General features: G+C 59.4%; 18 protein-coding genes. 3 read left to right on the top strand and 15 right to left on the bottom strand.

Features of this window, described 5'->3' with window-relative positions; translation table 11 throughout:
- Positions 1-97 precede the first annotated feature (97 nt).
- The 14 genes from nuoF to ACYYKW_RS13800 form a co-directional block, all read right to left on the bottom strand.
- Entirely contained in the window at positions 98-1,453 is a 1,356-nt protein-coding gene (gene nuoF / locus ACYYKW_RS13735) for an NADH-quinone oxidoreductase subunit NuoF (protein WP_064363636.1), read from the bottom strand.
- Complete coding sequence (nuoE, locus tag ACYYKW_RS13740; RefSeq protein WP_003223804.1) at positions 1,450-1,947, bottom strand: NADH-quinone oxidoreductase subunit NuoE; 498 nt, start codon at positions 1,945-1,947, stop codon at positions 1,450-1,452. The genes nuoF and nuoE overlap by 4 nt, the downstream gene beginning before the upstream one ends.
- A 2-nt stretch (positions 1,948-1,949) precedes the next feature.
- A complete protein-coding gene (gene nuoC / locus ACYYKW_RS13745; RefSeq protein WP_076563524.1) occupies positions 1,950-3,734 on the bottom strand; it encodes an NADH-quinone oxidoreductase subunit C/D in 1,785 nt (594 codons plus the stop codon).
- Positions 3,735-3,803: 69 nt separating this feature from the next.
- On the bottom strand, positions 3,804-4,478 hold the full coding sequence (locus tag ACYYKW_RS13750; RefSeq protein WP_016775278.1) for a NuoB/complex I 20 kDa subunit family protein: 675 nt from the start codon (positions 4,476-4,478) through the stop codon (positions 3,804-3,806).
- A gap of 10 nt (positions 4,479-4,488) precedes the next feature.
- The gene (locus ACYYKW_RS13755; RefSeq protein WP_003223812.1) at positions 4,489-4,902 is read right to left on the bottom strand and encodes an NADH-quinone oxidoreductase subunit A; all 414 of its coding nucleotides are present in this window, start codon (positions 4,900-4,902) and stop codon (positions 4,489-4,491) included.
- A gap of 641 nt (positions 4,903-5,543) precedes the next feature.
- Positions 5,544-6,869: an isocitrate lyase gene (aceA, locus tag ACYYKW_RS13760; protein ID WP_016775277.1), complete on the bottom strand. Its 1,326-nt coding sequence runs from the start codon at positions 6,867-6,869 to the stop codon at positions 5,544-5,546.
- A gap of 474 nt (positions 6,870-7,343) precedes the next feature.
- Positions 7,344-8,105, bottom strand: coding sequence for a secretin N-terminal domain-containing protein (locus ACYYKW_RS13765; RefSeq protein WP_336355929.1), 762 nt, complete (start codon positions 8,103-8,105; stop codon positions 7,344-7,346).
- A gap of 243 nt (positions 8,106-8,348) precedes the next feature.
- Positions 8,349-8,774: a GNAT family N-acetyltransferase gene (locus ACYYKW_RS13770; RefSeq protein WP_090284364.1), complete on the bottom strand. Its 426-nt coding sequence runs from the start codon at positions 8,772-8,774 to the stop codon at positions 8,349-8,351.
- Complete coding sequence (locus tag ACYYKW_RS13775; protein ID WP_093100576.1) at positions 8,767-9,936, bottom strand: ribosomal protein uL16 3-hydroxylase; 1,170 nt, start codon at positions 9,934-9,936, stop codon at positions 8,767-8,769. Before ACYYKW_RS13775 ends, ACYYKW_RS13770 begins: the two co-directional genes overlap by 8 nt.
- Before the next feature lie 86 nt (positions 9,937-10,022).
- Positions 10,023-11,393 carry an adenylosuccinate lyase gene (purB, locus tag ACYYKW_RS13780; RefSeq protein WP_003223822.1) on the bottom strand — a complete coding sequence of 457 codons (1,371 nt, stop codon included), beginning with the start codon at positions 11,391-11,393 and terminating at the stop codon, positions 10,023-10,025.
- A gap of 126 nt (positions 11,394-11,519) precedes the next feature.
- Positions 11,520-12,143 (bottom strand): high frequency lysogenization protein HflD, encoded by a 624-nt coding sequence (gene hflD / locus ACYYKW_RS13785; protein WP_090284360.1) that lies wholly within the window; start codon positions 12,141-12,143, stop codon positions 11,520-11,522.
- Positions 12,140-13,264, bottom strand: a complete 1,125-nt coding sequence (gene mnmA / locus ACYYKW_RS13790) for a tRNA 2-thiouridine(34) synthase MnmA (RefSeq protein WP_464990365.1) — start codon at positions 13,262-13,264, stop codon at positions 12,140-12,142. The genes hflD and mnmA overlap by 4 nt, the downstream gene beginning before the upstream one ends.
- 59 nt (positions 13,265-13,323) lie before the next feature.
- Positions 13,324-13,770 carry an NUDIX hydrolase gene (locus ACYYKW_RS13795; protein WP_336355927.1) on the bottom strand — a complete coding sequence of 149 codons (447 nt, stop codon included), beginning with the start codon at positions 13,768-13,770 and terminating at the stop codon, positions 13,324-13,326.
- A 204-nt stretch (positions 13,771-13,974) separates the two neighbouring features.
- Positions 13,975-16,200, bottom strand: a complete 2,226-nt coding sequence (locus ACYYKW_RS13800; protein WP_093100582.1) for an NADP-dependent isocitrate dehydrogenase — start codon at positions 16,198-16,200, stop codon at positions 13,975-13,977.
- A gap of 481 nt (positions 16,201-16,681) precedes the next feature.
- Between ACYYKW_RS13800 and icd the strand changes: the two genes are divergently transcribed.
- The gene (gene icd, locus ACYYKW_RS13805) at positions 16,682-17,938 is read left to right on the top strand and encodes an NADP-dependent isocitrate dehydrogenase (RefSeq protein ID WP_090284351.1); all 1,257 of its coding nucleotides are present in this window, start codon (positions 16,682-16,684) and stop codon (positions 17,936-17,938) included.
- A gap of 80 nt (positions 17,939-18,018) precedes the next feature.
- On the opposite strand, the gene ACYYKW_RS13810 is transcribed toward icd, so the two are convergent.
- A complete protein-coding gene (locus ACYYKW_RS13810; RefSeq protein ID WP_093106614.1) occupies positions 18,019-18,309 on the bottom strand; it encodes a cold shock domain-containing protein in 291 nt (96 codons plus the stop codon).
- 314 nt (positions 18,310-18,623) lie between these two features.
- On the opposite strand from ACYYKW_RS13810, the gene clpS reads away from it, so the two are divergent.
- Positions 18,624-19,007 carry an ATP-dependent Clp protease adapter ClpS gene (gene clpS, locus ACYYKW_RS13815; RefSeq protein ID WP_011334948.1) on the top strand — a complete coding sequence of 128 codons (384 nt, stop codon included), beginning with the start codon at positions 18,624-18,626 and terminating at the stop codon, positions 19,005-19,007.
- A gap of 30 nt (positions 19,008-19,037) precedes the next feature.
- A complete protein-coding gene (gene clpA, locus ACYYKW_RS13820; RefSeq protein WP_007964841.1) occupies positions 19,038-21,308 on the top strand; it encodes an ATP-dependent Clp protease ATP-binding subunit ClpA in 2,271 nt (756 codons plus the stop codon).
- Positions 21,309-21,466: the final 158 nt, after the last annotated feature.

The raw sequence follows: 21,466 nt of genomic DNA on the forward strand, positions 1-21,466 counted from the left end.
GCTAATGGAATCTTGTTATGCGTCCGAATCCAGTCAGCCCCGAAAGGCGTCATCGGACGAAAGGCGAAGGGCACGGACCCTTCGCCTTTTTAAGCGTTTACGCGCCGACTACGATCGGCCTTGCCAGAGGCGGGACGGCGGCGCTGACAGGCGCGATACCGGCTTCGAACTCTGGACGGAAGTATTTGATGGCACTGCCCAATGGCTCCACGGCACCCGGTGCGTGAGCACAGAAGGTCTTGCCAGGGCCGAGGAAACCGACCAGACCCAGCAGGGTCTCGATGTCGCCTGGCTGGCCCTTGCCCTGTTCGATGGCCATCAGCAGCTTGACGCTCCATGGCAGGCCATCGCGGCACGGGGTGCAGAAACCGCAGGATTCGCGCGCGAAGAACTGCTCCATGTTGCGCAGCAGCGAGACCATGTTGACGCTGTCGTCCACCGCCATCGCCAGACCGGTACCCATACGGGTGCCGACTTTGGCGATGCCGCCGGCATACATTTGTGCGTCGAGGTGTTCTGGCAGAAGGAAACCGGTACCGGCGCCACCTGGTTGCCAGGCCTTGAGCTTGAAGCCGTCGCGCATGCCGCCGGCGTAATCTTCGAACAGCTCGCGACCGGTGACGCCGAACGGCAGTTCCCACAGGCCCGGGTTCTTGACCTTGCCGGAGAAGCCCATGAGCTTGGTGCCCATGTCTTCGGAGCCTTCGCGGGCCAGCGACTTGTACCAGTCAACGCCGTCGGCGATGATTGCCGGCACGTTGCACAGGGTTTCGACGTTGTTCACGCAGGTCGGCTTGCCCCACACGCCAACGGCGGCAGGGAAGGGCGGCTTGGAGCGCGGGTTGGCGCGGCGACCTTCGAGGGAGTTGATCAGTGCGGTTTCTTCACCGCAGATGTAACGCCCGGCGCCAGTGTGGACGAACAGCTCGAAATCGAAACCGCTGCCCAGAATGTTCTTGCCCAGCAGGCCCGCAGCCTTGGCTTCTTCCACGGCACGGTTGAGGTGCTTGGCGGCGGTGGTGTATTCGCCGCGCAGGAAGATATAGCCACGGTAGGTTTTCAGCGCGCGAGCACTGATCAGCATGCCTTCGATCAGCAGATGGGGCAGTTGCTCCATCAGCATGCGGTCTTTCCAGGTGTTCGGTTCCATTTCATCCGCGTTGCACAGCAGGTAGCGGATGTTGATGGATTCGTCCTTGGGCATCAGGCCCCACTTCACGCCAGTGGGGAAGCCTGCACCGCCGCGACCCTTGAGGCCGGCGTCTTTCACGGTCTGGACGATCGCGTCCTGATCCATGTCGGCGAAGGCTTTGCGCGCAGCAGCGTAACCGTTCTTGGCCTGGTACTCGTCGAGCCACACGGCTTCGCCGTCATCGCGCAGACGCCAGGTCAGCGGGTGAGTCTCGGCCGAGCGCTGAATGCGGTTGGCAGGACCAAAAGATGTCAGCGTCATACGTAGCCCTCGAGCAGTTTGGCCACGCCAGCAGGCTGCACGTCGCCAAAGGTGTCGTCGTCGATCATCAGCGCCGGTGCCTTGTCGCAGTTGCCGAGGCAGCAGACAGGCAGCAGGGTGAAACGACCGTCGGCGGTGGTCTGACCCAGGCCGATGCCCAGATTGTTCTGGATTTCGCTGACCACCGATTCGTGGCCGCCGATGTAGCAGACCATGCTGTCGCAGACGCGAATGATGTGGCGGCCGACCGGTTGACGGAAGATCTGGCTGTAGAACGTCGCCACGCCTTCAACGTCGCTGGCCGGAATGCCGAGGATCTCGCCGATCGCGTACAAGGCACCGTCCGGCACCCAGCCGCGTTCCTTCTGAACGATCTTCAGGGCTTCGATCGACGCCGCGCGCGGGTCTTCGTAGTGATGCAGCTCGTGCTCGATGGCCGAGCGCTCGGTTTCACTCAAGGTGAAACGGTCTGTCTGGATAAGCGTGCTGTTCATGCTTAGCGGTCCACGTCGGCCATAACGAAGTCGATACTACCCAGGTACGCAATCAAGTCCGCGACCATGCTGCCTTTGATCACCGAAGGGATCTGCTGCAGGTGCGGGAAGCTCGGAGTGCGGATCCGGGTACGGTAGCTCATGGTGCCGCCGTCGCTCGTCAGGTAATAACTGTTGATGCCCTTGGTCGCTTCGATCATCTGGAAGGATTCGTTGGCCGGCATGACCGGGCCCCACGAAACCTGCAGGAAGTGCGTGATCAGGGTTTCGATGTGCTGCAGCGTGCGCTCTTTGGGCGGCGGCGTGGTCAGCGGGTGATCCGCCTTGTACGGGCCTTCCGGCATGTTGCGCATGCACTGGTCGATGATCTTGATGCTCTGGCGCATCTCTTCGACGCGGACCATGCAGCGGTCGTAGGCATCGCCGTTGACGGCCAGCGGCACTTCGAATTCGAAGTTTTCGTAGCCCGAGTACGGACGCGCTTTACGCAGGTCGAAATCGCAACCGGTCGAACGCAGGCCGGCACCGGTGACGCCCCATTCCAGGGCCTCTTTGGTGTTGTAGGCAGCGACGCCGACGGTACGACCCTTGAGGATGCTGTTCTGCAGCGCAGCCTTGGTGTATTCGTCCAGACGCTTGGGCATCCACTCGACGAAATCCTTGACCAGTTTTTCCCAGCCGCGCGGCAGATCGTGGGCAACGCCGCCGATGCGGTACCAGGCCGGATGCAGACGGAAACCGGTGATCGCTTCGATCACCGTGTACGCTTTCTGGCGGTCGGTGAAGGTGAAGAACACCGGCGTCATGGCGCCGACGTCCTGGATGTAGGTACCCAGGAACAGCAGGTGGCTGGTGATCCGGAAGAACTCGGCCATCATGATGCGGATGACGTCGACCTTCTGCGGCACCTTGATGCCGGCCAGCTTCTCGACCGAGAGCACGTACGGCAGGTTGTTCATCACGCCGCCGAGGTAGTCGATGCGGTCGGTGTACGGAATGTAGCTGTGCCAGGACTGACGCTCGCCCATCTTCTCGGCGCCACGGTGGTGGTAACCGATGTCAGGGACGCAATCGACGATCTCTTCACCGTCCAGCTGCAGAATGATGCGGAACGCACCGTGCGCCGAAGGGTGGTTCGGGCCGAGGTTGAGGAACATGTAGTCCTCATTGGCGCCGGAACGTTTCATGCCCCAGTCTTCAGGGCGGAAACGCGCGGCTTCTTCCTCAAGCTGCTGCTTGGCGAGGTTGAGGCTGAACGGATCGAATTCGGTGGCGCGCGCCGGGAAGTCCTTGCGCAGCGGGTGACCTTCCCAGGTCGGCGGCATCATGATGCGCGACAGGTGCGGGTGGCCTTTGAAGTCGATACCGAACATGTCCCAGACTTCGCGCTCGTACCAGTTGGCGTTCGGCCAGATGCTGGTGACGGAAGGCATGCTGAGGTCGCCTTCGGACAAGGCGACCTTGATCATCACGTCACTATTACGCTCCAGCGACATGAGGTGATAGAACACGGTGAAATCGGCGCCGGTCGGCAGCCCTTGACGCTTGGTGCGCAGACGCTCGTCCACGCCGTGCAGGTCATAGAGCATGACGTACGGCTTGGGCAGGTTGCGCAGGAAAGTCAGGACTTCAACCAGCTTGGCGCGGGCCACCCACAGCACCGGCATGCCGGTGCGGGTTGCCTGAGCGGTGAACGCTTCGGCGCCAAAGCGGTTGTTCAATTCGACGACCACATCCTGGTCGTCTGCCTTGTAAGGCGGGATGTACAGAGCACTGCCTGTAGTCATGGTTATTTTTTCGCTTTCGGTCAACGTAAAGAATGAAGCCAGCTTCTCGTTACTAAGAACAGATCTGGATCAGACTTCGTCAGGGCTGCGCAGATTGGTGACTGCGATTCGCTGTTCGCGGCGCTGTTCCTTTTGCGAAGGCATGTCGGCGCGATACACGCCTTGATCACCAACGACCCAGGAAAGCGGACGACGCTCCTGTCCAATCGATTCCTGCAACAGCATCAAGCCTTGCAGAAATGCTTCCGGACGGGGCGGGCAGCCAGGTACGTAGACGTCCACGGGCAGGAACTTGTCCACGCCTTGAACCACGGAGTAGATGTCGTACATGCCACCGGAGTTGGCGCACGAACCCATGGAAATCACCCACTTGGGTTCGAGCATCTGCTCGTAGAGACGCTGAATGATCGGCGCCATCTTGATGAAGCAGGTACCGGCGATAACCATGAAGTCGGCCTGACGCGGCGAGGCCCGGATCACTTCGGCGCCAAAGCGCGCGATGTCGTGGGGCGCCGTGAAGGCGGTGGTCATTTCCACGTAGCAGCACGACAGGCCGAAGTTGTAAGGCCACAGGGAGTTTTTACGCCCCCAGTTGACCGCGCCACTCAGCACGTCTTCGAGCTTGCCCATGAAAATGTTTTTGTGGACTTGATCTTCTAACGGATCGGCAACGGTTTCCCGCTGGCCAATCGGATACTGCTCGTTAGGAGCATCGGGGTCGATCCTGGTGAGATTGTATTGCATTGCCAAAGCCTCATTGTTTCAGCTTCGCCTGCCGCTTGCGACGAGCTTCCGGAGCCCAGTCAAGGGCGCCCACTCGGAACAGGTAGACAAGACCTGCCAACAGAATTGCTATGAAAACGAGAGCTTCGACGAATCCGGTCCAGCCGCTTTCGCGGACGGACACAGACCATGCAAAGAGAAAGAGGGCTTCGATATCGAAGATCACGAAGAGCATCGCGACCAGATAGAATTTGGCTGAGAGCCGCAAGCGGGCGCCACCGGTAGGTAGCATGCCCGACTCGAACGGTTCGTTTTTGCTGCGACCCCAGGCTTTTGACCCAAGGAGGCTGGAGACGCCAAGCATGAAGGCGCAGAGGCCGACGACACCCAGAAGGAAAATGGCAAAGCCCCAGTTGTGGGCCATGAGTCCTGTCGCTTCGGGCATGCTGGTAATCCTTAACAGAGAGCAAAGGTCTCTGAGCTTGATAAAGAAATAAGGCAGTGACGATATGTCGCAGCAATCAATCGGGCTGATTTTATGGCTAAACACCCGGCAAGTAAAATTCCAATGGCGAAATTATTTATTGGAATAAGGACATAGCGGCCTCCGAAACCCTTTCGGCCCAGGCTTTCCGGGCATCAGACGGTTTTCCGCGAATAATGTTTTGCTTGCGCTGTAATGATCATAGTTGCGGCTAAATGATAATTGATATCGTTTGAGTCGGATTTGTAACTGTTTATCGGGTGAGGGATTGGGAAGTTGTCTTACTTGCGCGTTACTGCAAGTAGCAAAGCCTACCGTTGTAGCGGAAATTTCTGACGCTTGTGGCGCGTCAGATCAATGTTTTGTGCTGACACCGCAAGACCTCTGTAGGAGTGAGCCTGCTCGCGAAAGCGGTGTATCTGCCAGCACATGCATTAACTGACACGCCGCTATCGCGAGCAGGCTCACTCCTGCAGGGGATCGGCGGTGTTCAAAAATCGCGGCAAAAAAAAACGCCCCGAACCAGTCGGGGCGTCAGTCTTGCGGCTCTGCGGTTAGCTTTTTATTCGATCCGCAAAGGCCGTTTGCTCAGCGAAGCGCTATCAGTGGAACTGTTCTTCTTCGGTCGAACCGGTCAGCGCGGTCACCGACGACGAGCCGCCCTGGATCACGGTGGTCATGTCGTCGAAGTAGCCAGTGCCCACTTCCTGCTGGTGCGCCACGAAGGTGTAACCCTTGGCGGCATCAGCGAATTCCTGCTCTTGCAGCTTCACGTAGGCAGTCATGTCGTTGCGGGCGTAGTCGTGCGCCAGGTTGAACATGCTGTGCCACATGTTGTGAATGCCGGCCAGGGTGATGAACTGGTGCTTGTAGCCCATGGCGGACAGTTCGCGCTGGAATTTGGCGATGGTCGCGTCGTCCAGGTTTTTCTTCCAGTTGAAGGAAGGCGAGCAGTTGTACGACAGCAGTTGGTCCGGGTATTCCTTCTTGATCGCTTCAGCGAAGCGACGGGCTTCTTCCAGATCCGGCTTGGCGGTTTCGCACCAGATCAGGTCGGCGTATGGCGCGTAAGCCAGACCACGGGCGATGGCTTGGTCCAGGCCGGCACGAACCTTGTAGAAACCTTCCTGGGTGCGCTCGCCAGTCACGAACGGCTGGTCGTACGGGTCGCAGTCGGACGTCAGCAGGTCCGCGGCGTTGGCATCGGTACGCGCCAGGATGATGGTCGGCGTGCCAGCAACGTCAGCCGCCAGACGCGCAGCGGTCAGCTTCTGTACGGCTTCCTGGGTCGGTACCAGTACCTTGCCGCCCATGTGGCCGCATTTTTTTACCGACGCCAGTTGGTCTTCGAAGTGAACGCCGGCGGCGCCTGCTTCGATCATGCTTTTCATCAGCTCGTAAGCGTTGAGTACGCCGCCGAAACCGGCTTCAGCGTCAGCCACGATTGGCGCGAAGTAGTCGATGTAGCCGTCGTCGCCCGGGTTCTTGCCGGCTTTCCACTGGATCTGGTCGGCACGACGGAACGAGTTGTTGATGCGCTTGACCACGGTTGGCACCGAGTCCACCGGGTACAGCGACTGGTCCGGGTACATGGATTCTGCGGAGTTGTTGTCCGCAGCCACTTGCCAGCCCGACAGGTAGATCGCCTGGATACCGGCTTTGACCTGCTGAACAGCTTGGCCACCCGTCAGGGCACCCATGCAGTTGACGAAATCTTTCTCAGGACGGAAGGACGGCTTGGCACCCTGGGTGACCAGGTTCCACAGCTTCTCGGCGCCCATCTTCGCAAAGGTGTGCTCAGGCTGGACCGAGCCACGCAGACGGACCACGTCAGCAGCGGAGTAAGTGCGTGTCACGCCTTTCCAGCGCGGGTTCTCAGCCCAGTCTTTTTCGAGGGCTGCAATTTGCTGTTCGCGTGTCAGTGCCATGGAGATAAACCTCGTCGCGTCTTTATTGAAAAGTTGTTCTGCGGTGGAAAATTCCTGCGCTCGCTGACCAGAAGCTTAGGTGGTCAAGTCGGATTCGGCGGGGTAGGCGACGGGATGAACGATGGGCTCGAGGGGAAGTGAGCAGGTAGTGGCGCGGTGCGGGCGCATTCCGGCGTCGTGGGCCTTTATGCGGTCTGCAGCGTGAAGCCGGGTTACCTAAATACGCTTCCGTCCCTCGGGACAACTTCGTTCCAGTCGGCAACCTCGTCAAACACACCTTGTGGGCGGTACAGACACGAAACGGCTCGCGGGGTAGGTGCGGGCGGCGCTTCGAAGGCCCTTGCCAGGGCCCCTGATTAGCGGGAGCGAGGCCATCATGCCTTCGCTTTTTTTTCGCGTCAAACGTTTTGTAGTGCTTTTTTTCAAGCACTACATCTTTCGTCTAATACGACTAATCAGTCAGTTTTCGGTGCTTTAGTCCAGTGCGTCGACTTTCACCCGCAGGGTCATGTCATCCCGGCCTTGAGTCGAGTAGCTGCGGGTCAGGCCCTGTTTATCGGCCTGGGTCTGGCTGTTGACGCCGGCCAAGGTGATCCATTCACCGAGGCGTCCGCTGACGGTTGTGTCGGTGCTTTGCACGTTCACTACATCGGGACGTTCCTGGCTCATGCGGTCACGATTGGTGCTGATCGCCAGATGAACGGTCTCGCCGGTGACACTGGCGGTGACGTAGAAACCCTGGGTGACGTTGCGGTATTGGGTCTCGCTGCTGTAACCGCCGTAGGAGTCGCTTTGAGTGTTGGTGATCGGCACACTCTGGCCGACCTGGATCAGCGCCGGAGTGCCTTCACTGGTCTGAACCTGCTGAACGCCGCCGTTGCGGCTGGTGGTGCTGCGGCTGATGATCCGGGTCTGGTTCGGCTGGGCGCCATTGACCGAGTAGCCTTCGTCGCCACGGCCATTGTTTTCGTTGGTATCGACGGTGATCAGCAGGCGCTTGGGCGCGGTGTCGAGCTGGCCGATCAGTGCCTTGAGTTCCTGAATCTTGTCCGGTTCGGCCTTGATGATCAGTTGATTGCCATAGGCGCTGACCTGGCCGTCCTTGCCGAGGAAGTCTTGCGCCATCGGCAGCATGTCGGCGCTGGTGCGGTAATTGAGCGGCACGATTTCTGTGGCTGCCAGCACCGAAAAACTGCAGCCGAGCAGCAGGGTGGTGAGCAGGGTGCGTAGGGACATGTCCGTTATCTCCGCGTTCGAAAGGCTTGATATTGCCAGTTTGTCGGCCCGGGGTGGGGCAAGTTGAATCGTAGACAGCAAAACGCCCCGGCATCGTGAGATAGCGGGGCGGTTTGGGGTGTGCTTGCAGGCCTTGTCGCGAGCAGGCTCGCTTCCACAGTAGGTCTCCAGTGAGCACAAGTTTTGTGTCCGGCAGAGATCAAGTGTGGGAGCGAGCCTGCTCGCGAAAGCCGCGATGCGGTCTCAGGCCGAATGCCGAACCATGTCGACATGCGGAATCCCGGCTTCGAGGAACTCCTCGCTGACCAGGCTGAAACCCAGGCGCTCGTAGAACGCCGTGGCCTGCACCTGTGCGCTGAGCATTTGCTGCTTCAGGCCGCGCGCTTCCGCTTCGGCGATGACCGCTTGCATCAGCGCGTCGCCGACTTTCATCCCGCGCCAGTCTTTCAGTACCGAGACCCGGCCGATGTGTCCATCGGGCAGCAAGCGCGCGGTGCCGATCGGGTAGTCGCCTTCAAACGCCAGAAAATGCACGGCGGTCGCGTCGTCCGCGTCCCACTCAAGCTCGGGTGGCACCGATTGTTCGGCGATGAACACCGTTTCACGAATGCGCCGGATCTCGGCGATGTCCTTCTGCCAGTCTGCGACACGAACGCGAATTTTATTCATCGGCGAACCCCAGGCTACCTTGCTTGACCAGTTCGCAGAGCAGGCTGCGACCGTCTTCGTCGTTCAGCCAGTCGCCGACGTTATCGGCGTGCAGGGCGTCAGCGGCGCAGATCAGCTTCAGCAGTTCGCGCAGTTTGCCCGGCAGATAGCGGCTCTGGCCGCTGGCGAACAGCAGCAGGTCGTCATCGACTTCCGACCAGGCCAGACGCGCGCTCGGGTTGCGAATCAGCACGGCGCCGTCCTGCAGGGCAGCGAGGAAGTCTTCTTCTTCGACGTCTTCCGGGCCGACCACCAGTTCCGGGTAGCGCGGCTCGGTCATGTACTGGCCGAACCAGGTCAGCAGCAGACGCTCGTCGCTCATGTGCTCGGCAAGCAAGCTCTTCAGGCGGTCCAGCGCATCGTGCTGGATCTGGTGCGGGTCGGCCGCCGGCTTGGCATCGGCGTCGGTGTAGCGCTCTTCGTCAGTCAGGAACTGGCTGAGGAAGTCGGTGAAGTGGGTGAGTACTTCAGCGGCGCTCGGCGCGCGGAAGCCGACCGAGTAGGTCATGCAGTTGTCGACCGCGACACCGCAGTGAGCCAGGCGCGGCGGCAGGTAAAGCATGTCGCCCGGTTCCAGGACCCATTCTTCGGTCTGTTCGAATTCGGCGAGGATGCGCAGGTCGGCGTGTTGCAGCAGCGGGCTTTCGGAATCGCACATCTGGCCGATTTTCCAGTTGCGCTTACCGTGGCCTTGCAGCAGGAACACGTCGTAGTTATCGAAGTGCGGGCCAACGCTGCCACCGGGAGCGGCGAAGCTGATCATCACGTCGTCGACGCGCCAGCTCGGCAGAAAACGGAAGTTTTCCAGCAGCTCGCTGACTTCCGGGACGAACTGGTCGACCGCTTGTACCAGCAAGGTCCACTCTTTTTCCGGGAGTTTGCTGAACTCGTCTTCGGCGAACGGGCCGCGACGCAGTTCCCATGGGCGCTCGCCGTGCTCGATGACCAGGCGCGATTCGACTTCTTCTTCCAGGGCCAGGCCGGCCAGCTCGTCGGCGTCGATCGGGCTTTCGAAGTCAGGAATCGCCTGACGGATCAGCAGCGGTTTTTTCTGCCAGTAGTCACGCAGGAATTCGCGTGCCGTGAGGCCGCCCAGAAGTTGAAGAGGAATATCGGAATTCATATGTAACCTATTGAAAAAAAGCACTTTTCAGACGGGAATAAAAACGCCCGGCGCGGCCGGGCGTCTTGAACGGGGCAAACGGTCGATCAGATGCGTTTGGCTTGTGCCACAGCGTTGCCGATGTAGTTGGCCGGGGTCAGTTGCTTGAGCTCGGCTTTCGCTTCGGCTGGCATGTCCAGGCCATCGATGAAAGTCTGCAGCGCTTCAGGGCTGATGCCCTTGCCGCGGGTCAGTTCTTTCAGCTTTTCGTACGGGTTTTCGATGTTGTAGCGGCGCATCACGGTCTGGATCGGCTCGGCCAGCACTTCCCAGCACGCGTCGAGGTCAGCGGCAATCTTCTGCTCGTTGAGTTCGAGTTTGCTGATGCCTTTGAGGCTGGCTTCGTAGGCGATCACGCTGTGGGCGAAGCCGACACCGAGGTTGCGCAGAACGGTGGAGTCGGTCAGGTCGCGCTGCCAGCGGGAGATCGGCAATTTGCTCGCCAGATGCTGGAACAGTGCGTTGGCGATGCCCAGGTTGCCTTCGGAGTTTTCGAAGTCGATCGGGTTGACCTTGTGCGGCATGGTCGACGAACCGATTTCGCCTGCGATGGTGCGCTGCTTGAAATAACCCAGGGAGATGTAGCCCCAGATGTCACGGTCGAAGTCGATCAGGATGGTGTTGAAACGCGCGATCGCGTCGAACAGCTCAGCGATGTAGTCGTGCGGTTCGATCTGCGTGGTGTACGGGTTGAAGCCCAGGCCCAGCTCGTCTTCGATGAAGGCGCGGGCGTTGGCTTCCCAGTCGATCTGCGGGTAGGCCGACAGGTGCGCGTTGTAGTTGCCGACGGCGCCGTTGATCTTGCCCAGCAGCGGTACGGCAGCGACTTGTGCGATCTGCCGCTCGAGACGGTAAACCACGTTTGCCAGCTCTTTACCAAGAGTGGTCGGCGAAGCCGGTTGGCCGTGGGTGCGCGACAGCATCGGCACGTCAGCGAAACGGATGGCCAGTTCGCGGATGGCGTTGGCGGTCTGGCGCATCAGCGGCAGCATCACGTCGTCACGGCCTTCGCGCAGCATCAGCGCGTGGGACAGGTTGTTGATGTCTTCGCTGGTGCAGGCAAAGTGGATGAACTCGCTGACCTTGGCCAGCTCCGGCAGCTTGGCCGCCTGCTCCTTGAGCAGGTATTCGATCGCCTTGACGTCGTGGTTGGTGGTGCGCTCGATCTCTTTGACGCGCTCGGCGTGCTCCAGCGAGAAGTTTTCAGCCAGTTCATTGAGAACGGCGTTGGCCTCGGCGGAGAAGGCCGGTACTTCAGGGATGCCGGCGTGGGCGGCCAGGCGCTGGAGCCAGCGCACTTCAACCAGAACACGGGCACGGATCAGGCCGTACTCGCTGAAAATCGGGCGCAGGGCCTGGGTTTTGCCGGCGTAGCGGCCGTCAACAGGGGAAACCGCAGTGAGCGAAGAGAGCTGCATGGGGTGTTCTCGGACAGTCGGGCAACGAAATGGGGCGCGTATCATACATGAAAAAATCCGCCGGTCCGTCGCCAACTGACCGGCGTATTACGCGTTACAGACTACAAAACTGGTATCGCGCGGCGTTTACTCGCTGCGCATCAGCGGATACAGCTCTTTGAGCAACTTGCGGCGGCTGATCACCAACTGCCAGCGATGACCGCCAAGCTGGCGCCACAAGCGCGCCGAACGAATCCCGGCCAGCAGCAGGGCGCGAATCTTCGAGGCATTGCTCGGTTGTTGCAGGTTGCGCATGTCGCCGTGCACCTGAATGCGCTGGCGCAAGGTGCTCAGGGTGTCCTGATACAGCGCGCCGCAAGCCGCCACCACGTTTTCGTGGGCCGGACCGAAGTGCTCGACCTGCGACTGGATCTGCGGCAAACGCTTGCTGATGGTGTCGAGCATGTCGTCGCGCTTGGCCAGTTGGCGTTCCAGACCGAGCATCGACAGTGCGTAACGCAACGGCTCGCGCTGCAAAGTGCTGGGGTCGCGTTCCAGTGCGCCGATCAGCGCCCGATAACCTTCGCGCAGATTGATGTCATCGCCGCCGTACACGTCCAGCGTGTCTTTCGGATCGCGCACCAGCAGGCTGCCGAGCATGCAGCTCAGGCCAGCTTCGTTGGTCTGGCCGGTCTTGGCGATGCGGTCGACCAGCACGGCGGCCAGAAACACACCGCCCAGCGCCGTCAGTTGCTCCTGAGTCGGGCTCATGCCTGGCCGCTCCACGGCTCGGCGACTTCGATCACGCCGCCGCCGAGGCAGATTTCACCGTCATAGAACACCACCGATTGGCCCGGCGTCACCGCGCGTTGCGGCTCGTCGAACACGGCGCGATAGCCGCTGGCGGTTTTCTCCAGGGTGCAGGCCTGATCGCTCTGGCGATAACGCACTTTGGCAGTCAGGCGCAGCGGCTGGCTCAGGTCGATCGGGTTGACCCAATAGATGTCCGAAGCGAGCAGGGCGCCGGAGAACAGCCACGGATGGTTGTTGCCCTGGCCGACGATCAGTTCGTTGACGTCCAGATCCTTGCGCAGCACGTACCACGGTTCATCGCCGGCGTCTTTCAAACCGCCGATGCCAAGGCCCTGGCGCTGGCCGATGGTGTGGTACATCAAGCCGTAGTGACGGCCGATGACTTCGCCTTCGGTGGTTTTGATCTCACCCGGTTGCGCCGGCAGGTATTGCTTGAGGAAGTCGCTGAAGCGCCGTTCACCGATGAAGCAGATCCCGGTGGAATCCTTCTTCTTGGCGGTCGCCAGCTCGTATTTCTCAGCAATCGCGCGCACTTCCGGCTTTTCCAGTTCGCCGACCGGGAACAGGGTCTTGGCGATCTGTTCGCCGCCAACGGCGTGCAGGAAGTAGCTCTGATCCTTGTTCGGATCTAGGCCCTTGAGCAATTCGGTGCGGCCATCGATGTCGCGGCGGCGCACGTAGTGGCCGGTGGCGATCAGGTCGGCGCCAAGCATCATCGCGTAGTCGAGGAACGCCTTGAACTTGATCTCGCGGTTGCACAGGATGTCCGGGTTCGGCGTACGTCCGGCCTTGTATTCGGCCAGGAAGTGCTCGAACACGTTGTCCCAGTACTCGGCAGCGAAGTTGGCGGTGTGCAGTTTTATGCCGATCTTGTCGCAGACAGCCTGAGCATCCGCCAGGTCGTCCATGGCGGTGCAATATTCCGTTCCGTCGTCTTCTTCCCAGTTCTTCATGAACAGGCCTTCCACTTCATACCCCTGCTCGATCAGCAGGAGAGCGGAAACGGAAGAGTCCACGCCGCCGGACATGCCGACAATGACGCGCTTCTTGGATGTGTCAGAAGGGGCTGGATCACGCATAGGGATTCAATGAGTGTCTTGGAAAAGGGCGCGATTCTATCAGGCTCGCGGCCGCAAGGCTAAAGGGAAGGGCGGATCAGTTCGAGGCTGAAGTGATGGCCGGCCAGATAATCGTCGATGCAGCGCATGATCAGCTCGCTGCGCCAGTTGTCCCGTTGAGCCAATAATTCGTCGCGGGTCAGCCACTTGGCGCCGAGGATGCCGTCGTCGAGCTGATAGTCCGGGTGGTGTTTGACGGCTTTGGCGCTGAAGCACACACGCTGGTAAGTCACGCCGTTGCTCGGCGCGGTGTACAGGTAAATGCCGATGACACTGGTGGGTTCGACGTCCCAGCCGGTCTCTTCGAGGGTTTCGCGCACGGCGGCTTCGATCAGGGTTTCATCCGGATCGAGATGCCCGGCGGGCTGATTGAGCACATTGCGCCCGGCCTTGTGCTCTTCGACCATCAGGAAGCGGCCGTTGTCCTCGACGATGGTGGCGACGGTGATGTGGGGCAGCCATTCCATACGGTGTCCTCGTTTTTGAATATTGGAACCCGATCCCTGTGGGAGCTGGCTTGCCAGCGATGGCGGCCTATCATTCAGCATTGAAGGTGACTGATCCACCGCTATCGCTGGCAAGCCAGCTCCCACAGGGTTTTGTGCTGATCACAAAGTCTAAAAACACAAACCCCGGCCACAGGGCCGGGGTTTGTTTACCGCACTACAACCTTAAACCAGCGCAGCAATCGCCGCGTTGAAGGTTGCGCTTGGGCGCATGGCCTGGCTGATCAGCTCGGCGTCGGCGTGGTAGTAACCGCCGATGTCGACTGGCTTGCCCTGAACGGCGTTGAGCTCGGCAACGATGGTCGCCTCGTTCTCGGTCAGGGTTTTGGCCAGCGTCGCGAACTGCGCTTGCAGTGCAGCGTCTTCGGTCTGGGCAGCCAGGGCCTGAGCCCAGTACATCGCCAGATAGAAGTGGCTGCCGCGGTTGTCGATGTTGCCGACTTTACGCGATGGCGACTTGTTGTTGTCGAGGAACTGGCCGGTGGCCTGGTCCAGGGTCTTCGACAGCACCAGCGCTTTCGGGTTGTTGTAGTTCACACCCAGATGCTCAAGGGAAGCGGCGAGGGCAAGGAACTCACCCAGCGAATCCCAGCGCAGGAAGTTTTCTTCAACCAGTTGCTGCACATGCTTCGGCGCCGAACCGCCAGCGCCGGTTTCGAACAGGCCACCGCCGTTCATCAGCGGCACGATCGACAGCATCTTGGCGCTGGTGCCCAGTTCCATGATCGGGAACAGGTCGGTCAGGTAATCACGCAGTACGTTGCCGGTCACCGAAATGGTGTCCTTGCCTTCGCGGGTGCGCTGCAGGGTGTACTTCATTGCATCGACCGGCGCCATGATCTGGATGTCCAGACCGGCGGTGTCGTGATCCTTCAGGTACGCCTGAACCTTCTCGATCACCACACCGTCGTGAGCGCGCATCGGGTCGAGCCAGAAGATCGCCGGGGTGCTGCTGGCGCGAGCGCGGTTGACGGCCAGTTTGACCCAGTCCTGGATCGGCGCGTCTTTGGTCTGGCACATGCGGAAGATGTCGCCGGCTTCAACGGCCTGCTCCATCAGCACGGTGCCTTTGCTGTCGGTGACGCGAACCACGCCGTCAGCCTTGATCTGGAAGGTCTTGTCGTGCGAGCCGTATTCTTCGGCTTTCTTCGCCATCAGACCGACGTTCGGCACGCTGCCCATGGTGGTCGGATCGAACGCGCCATTGGCCTTGCAGTCTTCGATCACGGCCTGGTAAATGGTGGCGTAGCAACGATCCGGGATCACTGCCTTGGTGTCGTGCAGCTGACCGTCGGTGCCCCACATCTTGCCGGAGTCACGGATCATCGCTGGCATCGAGGCGTCGACGATGACGTCGCTCGGCACGTGCAGGTTGGTGATGCCTTTGTCGGAGTTGACCATCGCCAGCGCCGGACGCACAGCGTAGACCGCCGCCATGTCGGCTTCGATTTGCGCTTGCTGCTCGGCCGGCAGCGCTTTGATGCGCGCATACAGGTCGCCGATGCCGTTGTTCAGGTTGAAGCCGATCTCGGCCAGCACGTCAGCGTGCTTGGTCAGCGCGTCTTTGTAGTACTCGGCAACGATCTGGCCGAACATGATCGGGTCGGAGACCTTCATCATGGTCGCTTTCAGGTGCACCGAGAGCAGCACGCCCTGGGCCTTGGCGCTTTCGATTTCAGCAGCGATGAACGTACGCAGGGCGTTTTTGCTCATCACGGCGCAGTCGAGGATCTCGCCGGCCTGAACGGTGGTTTTTTCTTTCAGAACGGTGGCAGTACCGTCCTTGGCGATCAGCTCGATCTTCACGGCGTCAGCGGCGTCGATCAGGGCGGCTTTTTCGCTGCCGTAGAAATCGCCGGTGCTCATGTGCGCAACGTGGGACTTGGAGTCTTTGGCCCAGGCGCCCATTTTGTGCGGGTGCTTGCGCGCGTAGTTCTTCACCGACAGTGGAGCGCGACGGTCGGAGTTGCCTTCACGCAGAACCGGGTTCACGGCGCTGCCCTTGACCTTGTCGTAACGCGCCTTGGCGTCTTTGTCGGCGTCGCTGGTCACGGTTTCCGGGTAGTCCGGCAGGTTGTAGCCCTGCGCCTGCAGCTCTTTGATCGCGGCTTGCAGTTGCGGCACCGAAGCGCTGATGTTCGGCAGCTTGATGATATTGGCTTCAGGCGTAACGGCCAGTTCGCCCAGTTCGGCGAGGTGGTCGGCTACGGCTTTGTCGCCCAGTTGCTCGGGGAAGCTTGCCAGGATGCGCGCTGCAAGAGAGATATCGCGGGTTTCCACGGCGATATCGGCCGAGGCGGTGTAAGCCTCGATGATCGGCAGCAGGGAATAGGTGGCGAGGGCAGGAGCTTCGTCGGTGAAGGTATAGATGATCTTCGAGCGGGTGGGCATATTCGGATTAACTCTCTCTTCTTTGCTAAAGCGTGCGCAGAAACTCGAGGGGCGCCGGGTAAGCGCGTTCGTTCAAAGTCATCCATGAACCGAATGTCGAGATTCTTCGCGGTGATGTTGGGTGCATCAGTAGAGCGTCAAGCAGTCAGGCTGCGGTAACAGCCCGACCAATCAGGCGGAAAGTCTCGTACTAGAGAGGCCAGCCGTCGTGACCCTGTGGTCAGCGGGCGGCATTATACATAGGTAGCTGGCAATCTGCCGATGGTTCATATGCAACGATTCTCGTCCATTGGTCTAAAGGTCGCAGGGCAGGGTTGGGCAAAGAGTCGTTACGAATGCTGGAGTTTGGCGCTTTTCCCTTTGCTTTCAGGCTTGTACGAAACGAGATGTGCGCGGCGGCGGAACATAGGGTTTGCGTGTTGATTCAACTGGGTTACGCTCGAAGCAAGCCAGGTGTTCAATCCAAACAATGGAGTTCAGCATGGGTTACAAGAAGATTCAGGTTCCAGCCGTCGGCGACAAAATCACCGTCAATGCAGACCATTCTCTCAATGTTCCTGATAACCCGGTCATCCCCTTCATCGAAGGTGACGGTATTGGTGTCGACATCAGTCCGGTGATGATCAAGGTTGTCGATGCTGCTGTTGAAAAGGCCTACGGCGGCAAACGCAAGATTTCCTGGATGGAAGTCTACGCCGGGGAAAAAGCCACCCAGGTTTACGATCAGGACACTTGGCTGCCGCAGGAAACCCTCGACGCGGTCAAGGATTACGTCGTTTCCATCAAGGGCCCGCTGACCACTCCGGTGGGTGGCGGCATCCGCTCGCTGAACGTGGCCCTGCGTCAGCAACTCGACCTCTACGTCTGCCTGCGCCCGGTGCGCTGGTTCGAAGGCGTGCCAAGCCCGGTGAAAAAGCCTGGCGACGTCGACATGACGATCTTCCGTGAGAACTCCGAAGACATCTACGCGGGCATCGAGTGGAAGGCCGGTTCGCCGGAAGCCACCAAGGTCATCAAGTTCCTTAAAGAGGAAATGGGCGTCACCAAGATCCGTTTCGACGAAAACTGCGGCATCGGCGTCAAGCCGGTTTCTCGCGAGGGCACCAAGCGTCTGGCGCGCAAGGCTCTGCAATATGTGGTCGATAATGATCGCGATTCGCTGACCATCGTGCACAAAGGCAACATCATGAAGTTCACCGAAGGTGCCTTCAAGGAATGGGCCTACGAGGTGGCGGCGGAAGAATTCGGCGCGACCCTGCTCGACGGCGGTCCGTGGATGCAGTTCAAGAACCCGAAAACCGGCAAGAACGTGGTGGTCAAAGACGCCATCGCCGACGCCATGCTCCAGCAGATCCTGCTGCGTCCGGCCGAGTACGATGTGATCGCGACGCTTAACCTCAACGGCGACTACCTGTCCGACGCCCTGGCGGCAGAAGTGGGCGGCATCGGTATTGCACCGGGCGCCAACCTGTCCGACACCGTGGCGATGTTCGAAGCGACCCACGGTACCGCGCCGAAATACGCCGGCAAGGATCAGGTCAACCCGGGTTCGCTGATTCTCTCGGCCGAGATGATGCTGCGGCACATGGGCTGGACCGAAGCGGCAGATCTGATCATCAAGGGCACCAATGGTGCGATCGGGGCGAAGACGGTGACGTATGACTTCGAACGCTTGATGGATGGGGCCAAGCTGGTTTCGTCTTCGGGCTTCGGGGATGCGTTGATTTCGCATATGTAAAACGCGGATACACAAAAAACCGCCGATTTCGATTTGTGAGTTCGGCGGTTTTTTATAACCGGATGCCTTGGGTGGCGAGCTCAGCCCACTACACTGGTGCGCATGCTGGTTGCGGCGGCTGCAGCTGCGGCGGCGTCAACGGACGCCTTGTCCATTATATCGTGGGCGTGCAGTCCTTTCGGGCCCTGGACGATATTGAAATATACGGCTTGTCCGGCTTTCAAGGTTTTGTAGCCTTCCATTTCGATGGCCGAGTAATGCGCAAAGAAATCGATGTCCTTGCCATCCTCATCGCGGCCTTGGTGGGCTTCGGTATTGATAAAGCCGAATCCCTTGGCATTGTTGAACCATTTCACCGTGCCGCTGAAAATGGGTTTGGCTTTGGCCTTATCTCTGGCCGTGTCTTTGACCTTATCTTTGGCCTTGTCGTCTATCTTGTCTTTAACCTTGCCGCCTGACATACCCAAATCCCTCTGCACCAGTCTCCATCGCTGGAGTATCATCCCGTTCATCCGCAATCGAATTCGATAAAAGAATTGACTCCGCGGATCTTTTTTACCCACTGTGGGCTCTATTGGTTGTAACACCGTTTTCCCGATAGTCAAGGTGACCGGGCAGTCGGAGTTGAAAACGCAGGCAACCGCCCCCACCACTGTATTTGCACAACTGACGAACCTTTCTTTCCATGCATGCAATCAGCCAGATTCGACTAACATTCAATCAGGATCGCCCGCTTCTCCAAAAGGATCTTCCACAGGAGCACGACGACGATTCGGCAGGCGTTGCTGTTCAGGAAGCAAAGCCTGCATTACAGGCACCGCCGATGTACAAGGTGGTTTTGTTCAACGATGACTACACACCGATGGATTTCGTCGTCGAAGTGCTCGAGGTGTTTTTTAACCTGAATCGCGAGCTGGCGACCAAGGTCATGCTGGCCGTCCATACAGAAGGACGAGCAGTATGTGGAGTGTTTACCCGCGACATCGCCGAGACAAAGGCCATGCAGGTCAACCAGTACGCCAGGGAAAGCCAGCATCCGCTACTCTGTGAAATCGAGAAGGACGGTTAATCGCCGACCACTTGGGTATGAGGTGAAGCTATGTTAAACCGCGAGCTCGAAGTCACCCTCAATCTAGCCTTCAAGGAGGCTCGTTCGAAGCGTCATGAGTTCATGACCGTCGAACATCTCCTGTTGGCCCTATTGGACAATGAGGCTGCCGCCACCGTTTTGCGTGCCTGCGGCGCGAACCTCGACAAACTCAAGCACGACCTGCAGGAGTTCATTGACTCCACCACGCCATTGATCCCCGTCCATGACGAAGATCGCGAAACCCAGCCAACCCTGGGCTTCCAGCGTGTCCTGCAGCGTGCTGTTTTCCACGTACAGAGCTCCGGCAAACGCGAAGTGACTGGCGCCAACGTGCTCGTCGCCATCTTCAGTGAGCAAGAGAGTCAGGCCGTATTCCTGCTGAAACAGCAGAGCGTTGCGCGCATCGATGTCGTCAACTACATCGCCCACGGCATTTCCAAAGTACCGGGGCATGGCGATCACTCTGAAGGTGAACAAGATATGCAGGACGACGAGGGCGGTGAGTCTTCTTCTTCAGGCAATCCTCTGGATGCTTATGCCAGCAACCTCAACGAGCTCGCGCGCCAGGGTCGTATCGATCCGCTGGTCGGTCGCGAATCGGAAGTCGAGCGGGTCGCGCAGATTCTCGCGCGGCGGCGCAAGAACAATCCGCTGCTGGTCGGCGAAGCAGGCGTGGGTAAAACCGCGATTGCCGAAGGCCTGGCCAAGCGCATTGTCGACAATCAGGTGCCTGATCTGCTGGCCAACAGCGTCGTCTACTCGCTGGACCTTGGTGCTCTGCTGGCAGGCACCAAATACCGCGGTGATTTCGAGAAGCGTTTCAAGGCGCTGCTCAATGAACTGAAAAAGCGTCCGCAGGCGATTCTGTTCATCGACGAGATCCACACCATTATTGGTGCCGGTGCTGCGTCCGGTGGCGTCATGGATGCTTCGAATCTGCTCAAGCCGCTGCTGTCGTCTGGCGACATTCGCTGCATCGGTTCGACGACGTTCCAGGAGTTCCGCGGCATCTTCGAGAAGGACCGTGCTCTGGCGCGTCGCTTCCAGAAGGTCGATGTGGTCGAGCCGTCGGTGGAAGACACCATCGGCATCCTGCGTGGTCTCAAAGGCCGTTTCGAGCAGCACCACAACATCGAGTACAGCGATGAGTCGTTGCGCGCCGCTGCCGAACTGGCTTCGCGCTACATCAACGACCGGCATATGCCGGACAAGGCCATCGATGTGATCGACGAGGCGGGCGCCTATCAGCGTCTCCAGCCGGTGGAGATGCGCGTCAAGCGTATCGAAGTGCCGCAGGTCGAAGACATCGTGGCGAAAATCGCGCGGATTCCACCGAAGCATGTCACCAGTTCCGACAAGGAATTGCTGCGTAATCTGGAGCGGGACCTGAAGCTGACGGTGTTTGGTCAGGACGCGGCGATCGATTCGCTGTCGACCGCAATCAAGCTGTCTCGTGCCGGGCTCAAGTCGCCGGACAAGCCAGTCGGTTCGTTCCTGTTCGCAGGGCCGACCGGTGTGGGTAAAACCGAGGCCGCGCGGCAATTGGCCAAGGCGCTGGGGATCGAGTTGGTTCGCTTCGACATGTCCGAGTATATGGAGCGTCACACCGTCTCGCGTCTGATCGGTGCGCCTCCAGGGTATGTCGGCTTCGATCAGGGCGGTCTGTTGACCGAAGCGATCACCAAGCAGCCGCATTGCGTATTGCTGCTCGATGAAATCGAGAAGGCGCACCCGGAAGTCTTCAACCTGCTGTTGCAAGTGATGGACCACGGTACGCTGACCGACAACAACGGGCGCAAGGCGGACTTCCGCAATGTGATCGTGATCATGACCACCAACGCCGGTGCCGAAACGGCTGCTCGCGCTTCGATCGGTTTCACTCATCAGGATCACTCGTCCGATGCGATGGAAGTGATCAAGAAGAGCTTTACGCCGGAATTCCGCAACCGTCTGGACACCATTATCCAGTTTGGTCGCCTCAGTCATGAGGTTATCAAGAGCGTGGTGGACAAGTTCCTCACCGAGCTTCAGGCGCAGCTGGAAGACAAGCGTGTGTTGCTTGAGGTGACTGACGCGGCGCGCAGTTGGCTGGCGGCGGGTGGTTATGACTCGGCAATGGGCGCACGTCCGATGGCGCGTCTGATCCAGGACAAGATCAAGCGTCCGCTGGCAGAAGAGATTCTGTTTGGCGAGCTGGCCGAGCATGGCGGTGTGGTGCACATCGACATCAAGGATGGTGAGTTGACGTTTGACTTCGAGACTACGGCGGAGATGGCCTGACGGCTGTGGTTTAAGAGGGCGCCTTCGGGCGCCTTTCTTTTGTCTCGGGATTGGGGGGTATATCCGTTGCTGCGGTAACGGCTTCTTATGGTTTCGCCCTTACGGCGACTCACTTTTTTTACAAACGCCTAAAAAAAGTAAGCAAAAAAACGCTTGCT

The sequence above is a fragment of the Pseudomonas sp. 15C genome (assembly GCF_055484735.1).

Coding starts and splice junctions, on each gene's coding strand:
- clpA (WP_007964841.1), top strand. CDS start 19,038: ATGTTAAACCGCGAGCTCGAAGTCACCCTCAATCTAGCCTTCAAGGAG.
- nuoF (WP_064363636.1), bottom strand. CDS start 1,453: ATGACGCTGACATCTTTTGGTCCTGCCAACCGCATTCAGCGCTCGGCC.
- hflD (WP_090284360.1), bottom strand. CDS start 12,143: ATGAGCCCGACTCAGGAGCAACTGACGGCGCTGGGCGGTGTGTTTCTG.
- ACYYKW_RS13750 (WP_016775278.1), bottom strand. CDS start 4,478: ATGCAATACAATCTCACCAGGATCGACCCCGATGCTCCTAACGAGCAG.
- purB (WP_003223822.1), bottom strand. CDS start 11,393: ATGCAGCTCTCTTCGCTCACTGCGGTTTCCCCTGTTGACGGCCGCTAC.
- ACYYKW_RS13770 (WP_090284364.1), bottom strand. CDS start 8,774: ATGAATAAAATTCGCGTTCGTGTCGCAGACTGGCAGAAGGACATCGCC.
- ACYYKW_RS13800 (WP_093100582.1), bottom strand. CDS start 16,200: ATGCCCACCCGCTCGAAGATCATCTATACCTTCACCGACGAAGCTCCT.
- ACYYKW_RS13795 (WP_336355927.1), bottom strand. CDS start 13,770: ATGGAATGGCTGCCCCACATCACCGTCGCCACCATCGTCGAGGACAAC.
- ACYYKW_RS13765 (WP_336355929.1), bottom strand. CDS start 8,105: ATGTCCCTACGCACCCTGCTCACCACCCTGCTGCTCGGCTGCAGTTTT.
- icd (WP_090284351.1), top strand. CDS start 16,682: ATGGGTTACAAGAAGATTCAGGTTCCAGCCGTCGGCGACAAAATCACC.
- nuoE (WP_003223804.1), bottom strand. CDS start 1,947: ATGAACAGCACGCTTATCCAGACAGACCGTTTCACCTTGAGTGAAACC.
- nuoC (WP_076563524.1), bottom strand. CDS start 3,734: ATGACTACAGGCAGTGCTCTGTACATCCCGCCTTACAAGGCAGACGAC.
- mnmA (WP_464990365.1), bottom strand. CDS start 13,264: ATGCGTGATCCAGCCCCTTCTGACACATCCAAGAAGCGCGTCATTGTC.
- clpS (WP_011334948.1), top strand. CDS start 18,624: ATGCATGCAATCAGCCAGATTCGACTAACATTCAATCAGGATCGCCCG.
- ACYYKW_RS13775 (WP_093100576.1), bottom strand. CDS start 9,936: ATGAATTCCGATATTCCTCTTCAACTTCTGGGCGGCCTCACGGCACGC.
- ACYYKW_RS13755 (WP_003223812.1), bottom strand. CDS start 4,902: ATGCCCGAAGCGACAGGACTCATGGCCCACAACTGGGGCTTTGCCATT.
- aceA (WP_016775277.1), bottom strand. CDS start 6,869: ATGGCACTGACACGCGAACAGCAAATTGCAGCCCTCGAAAAAGACTGG.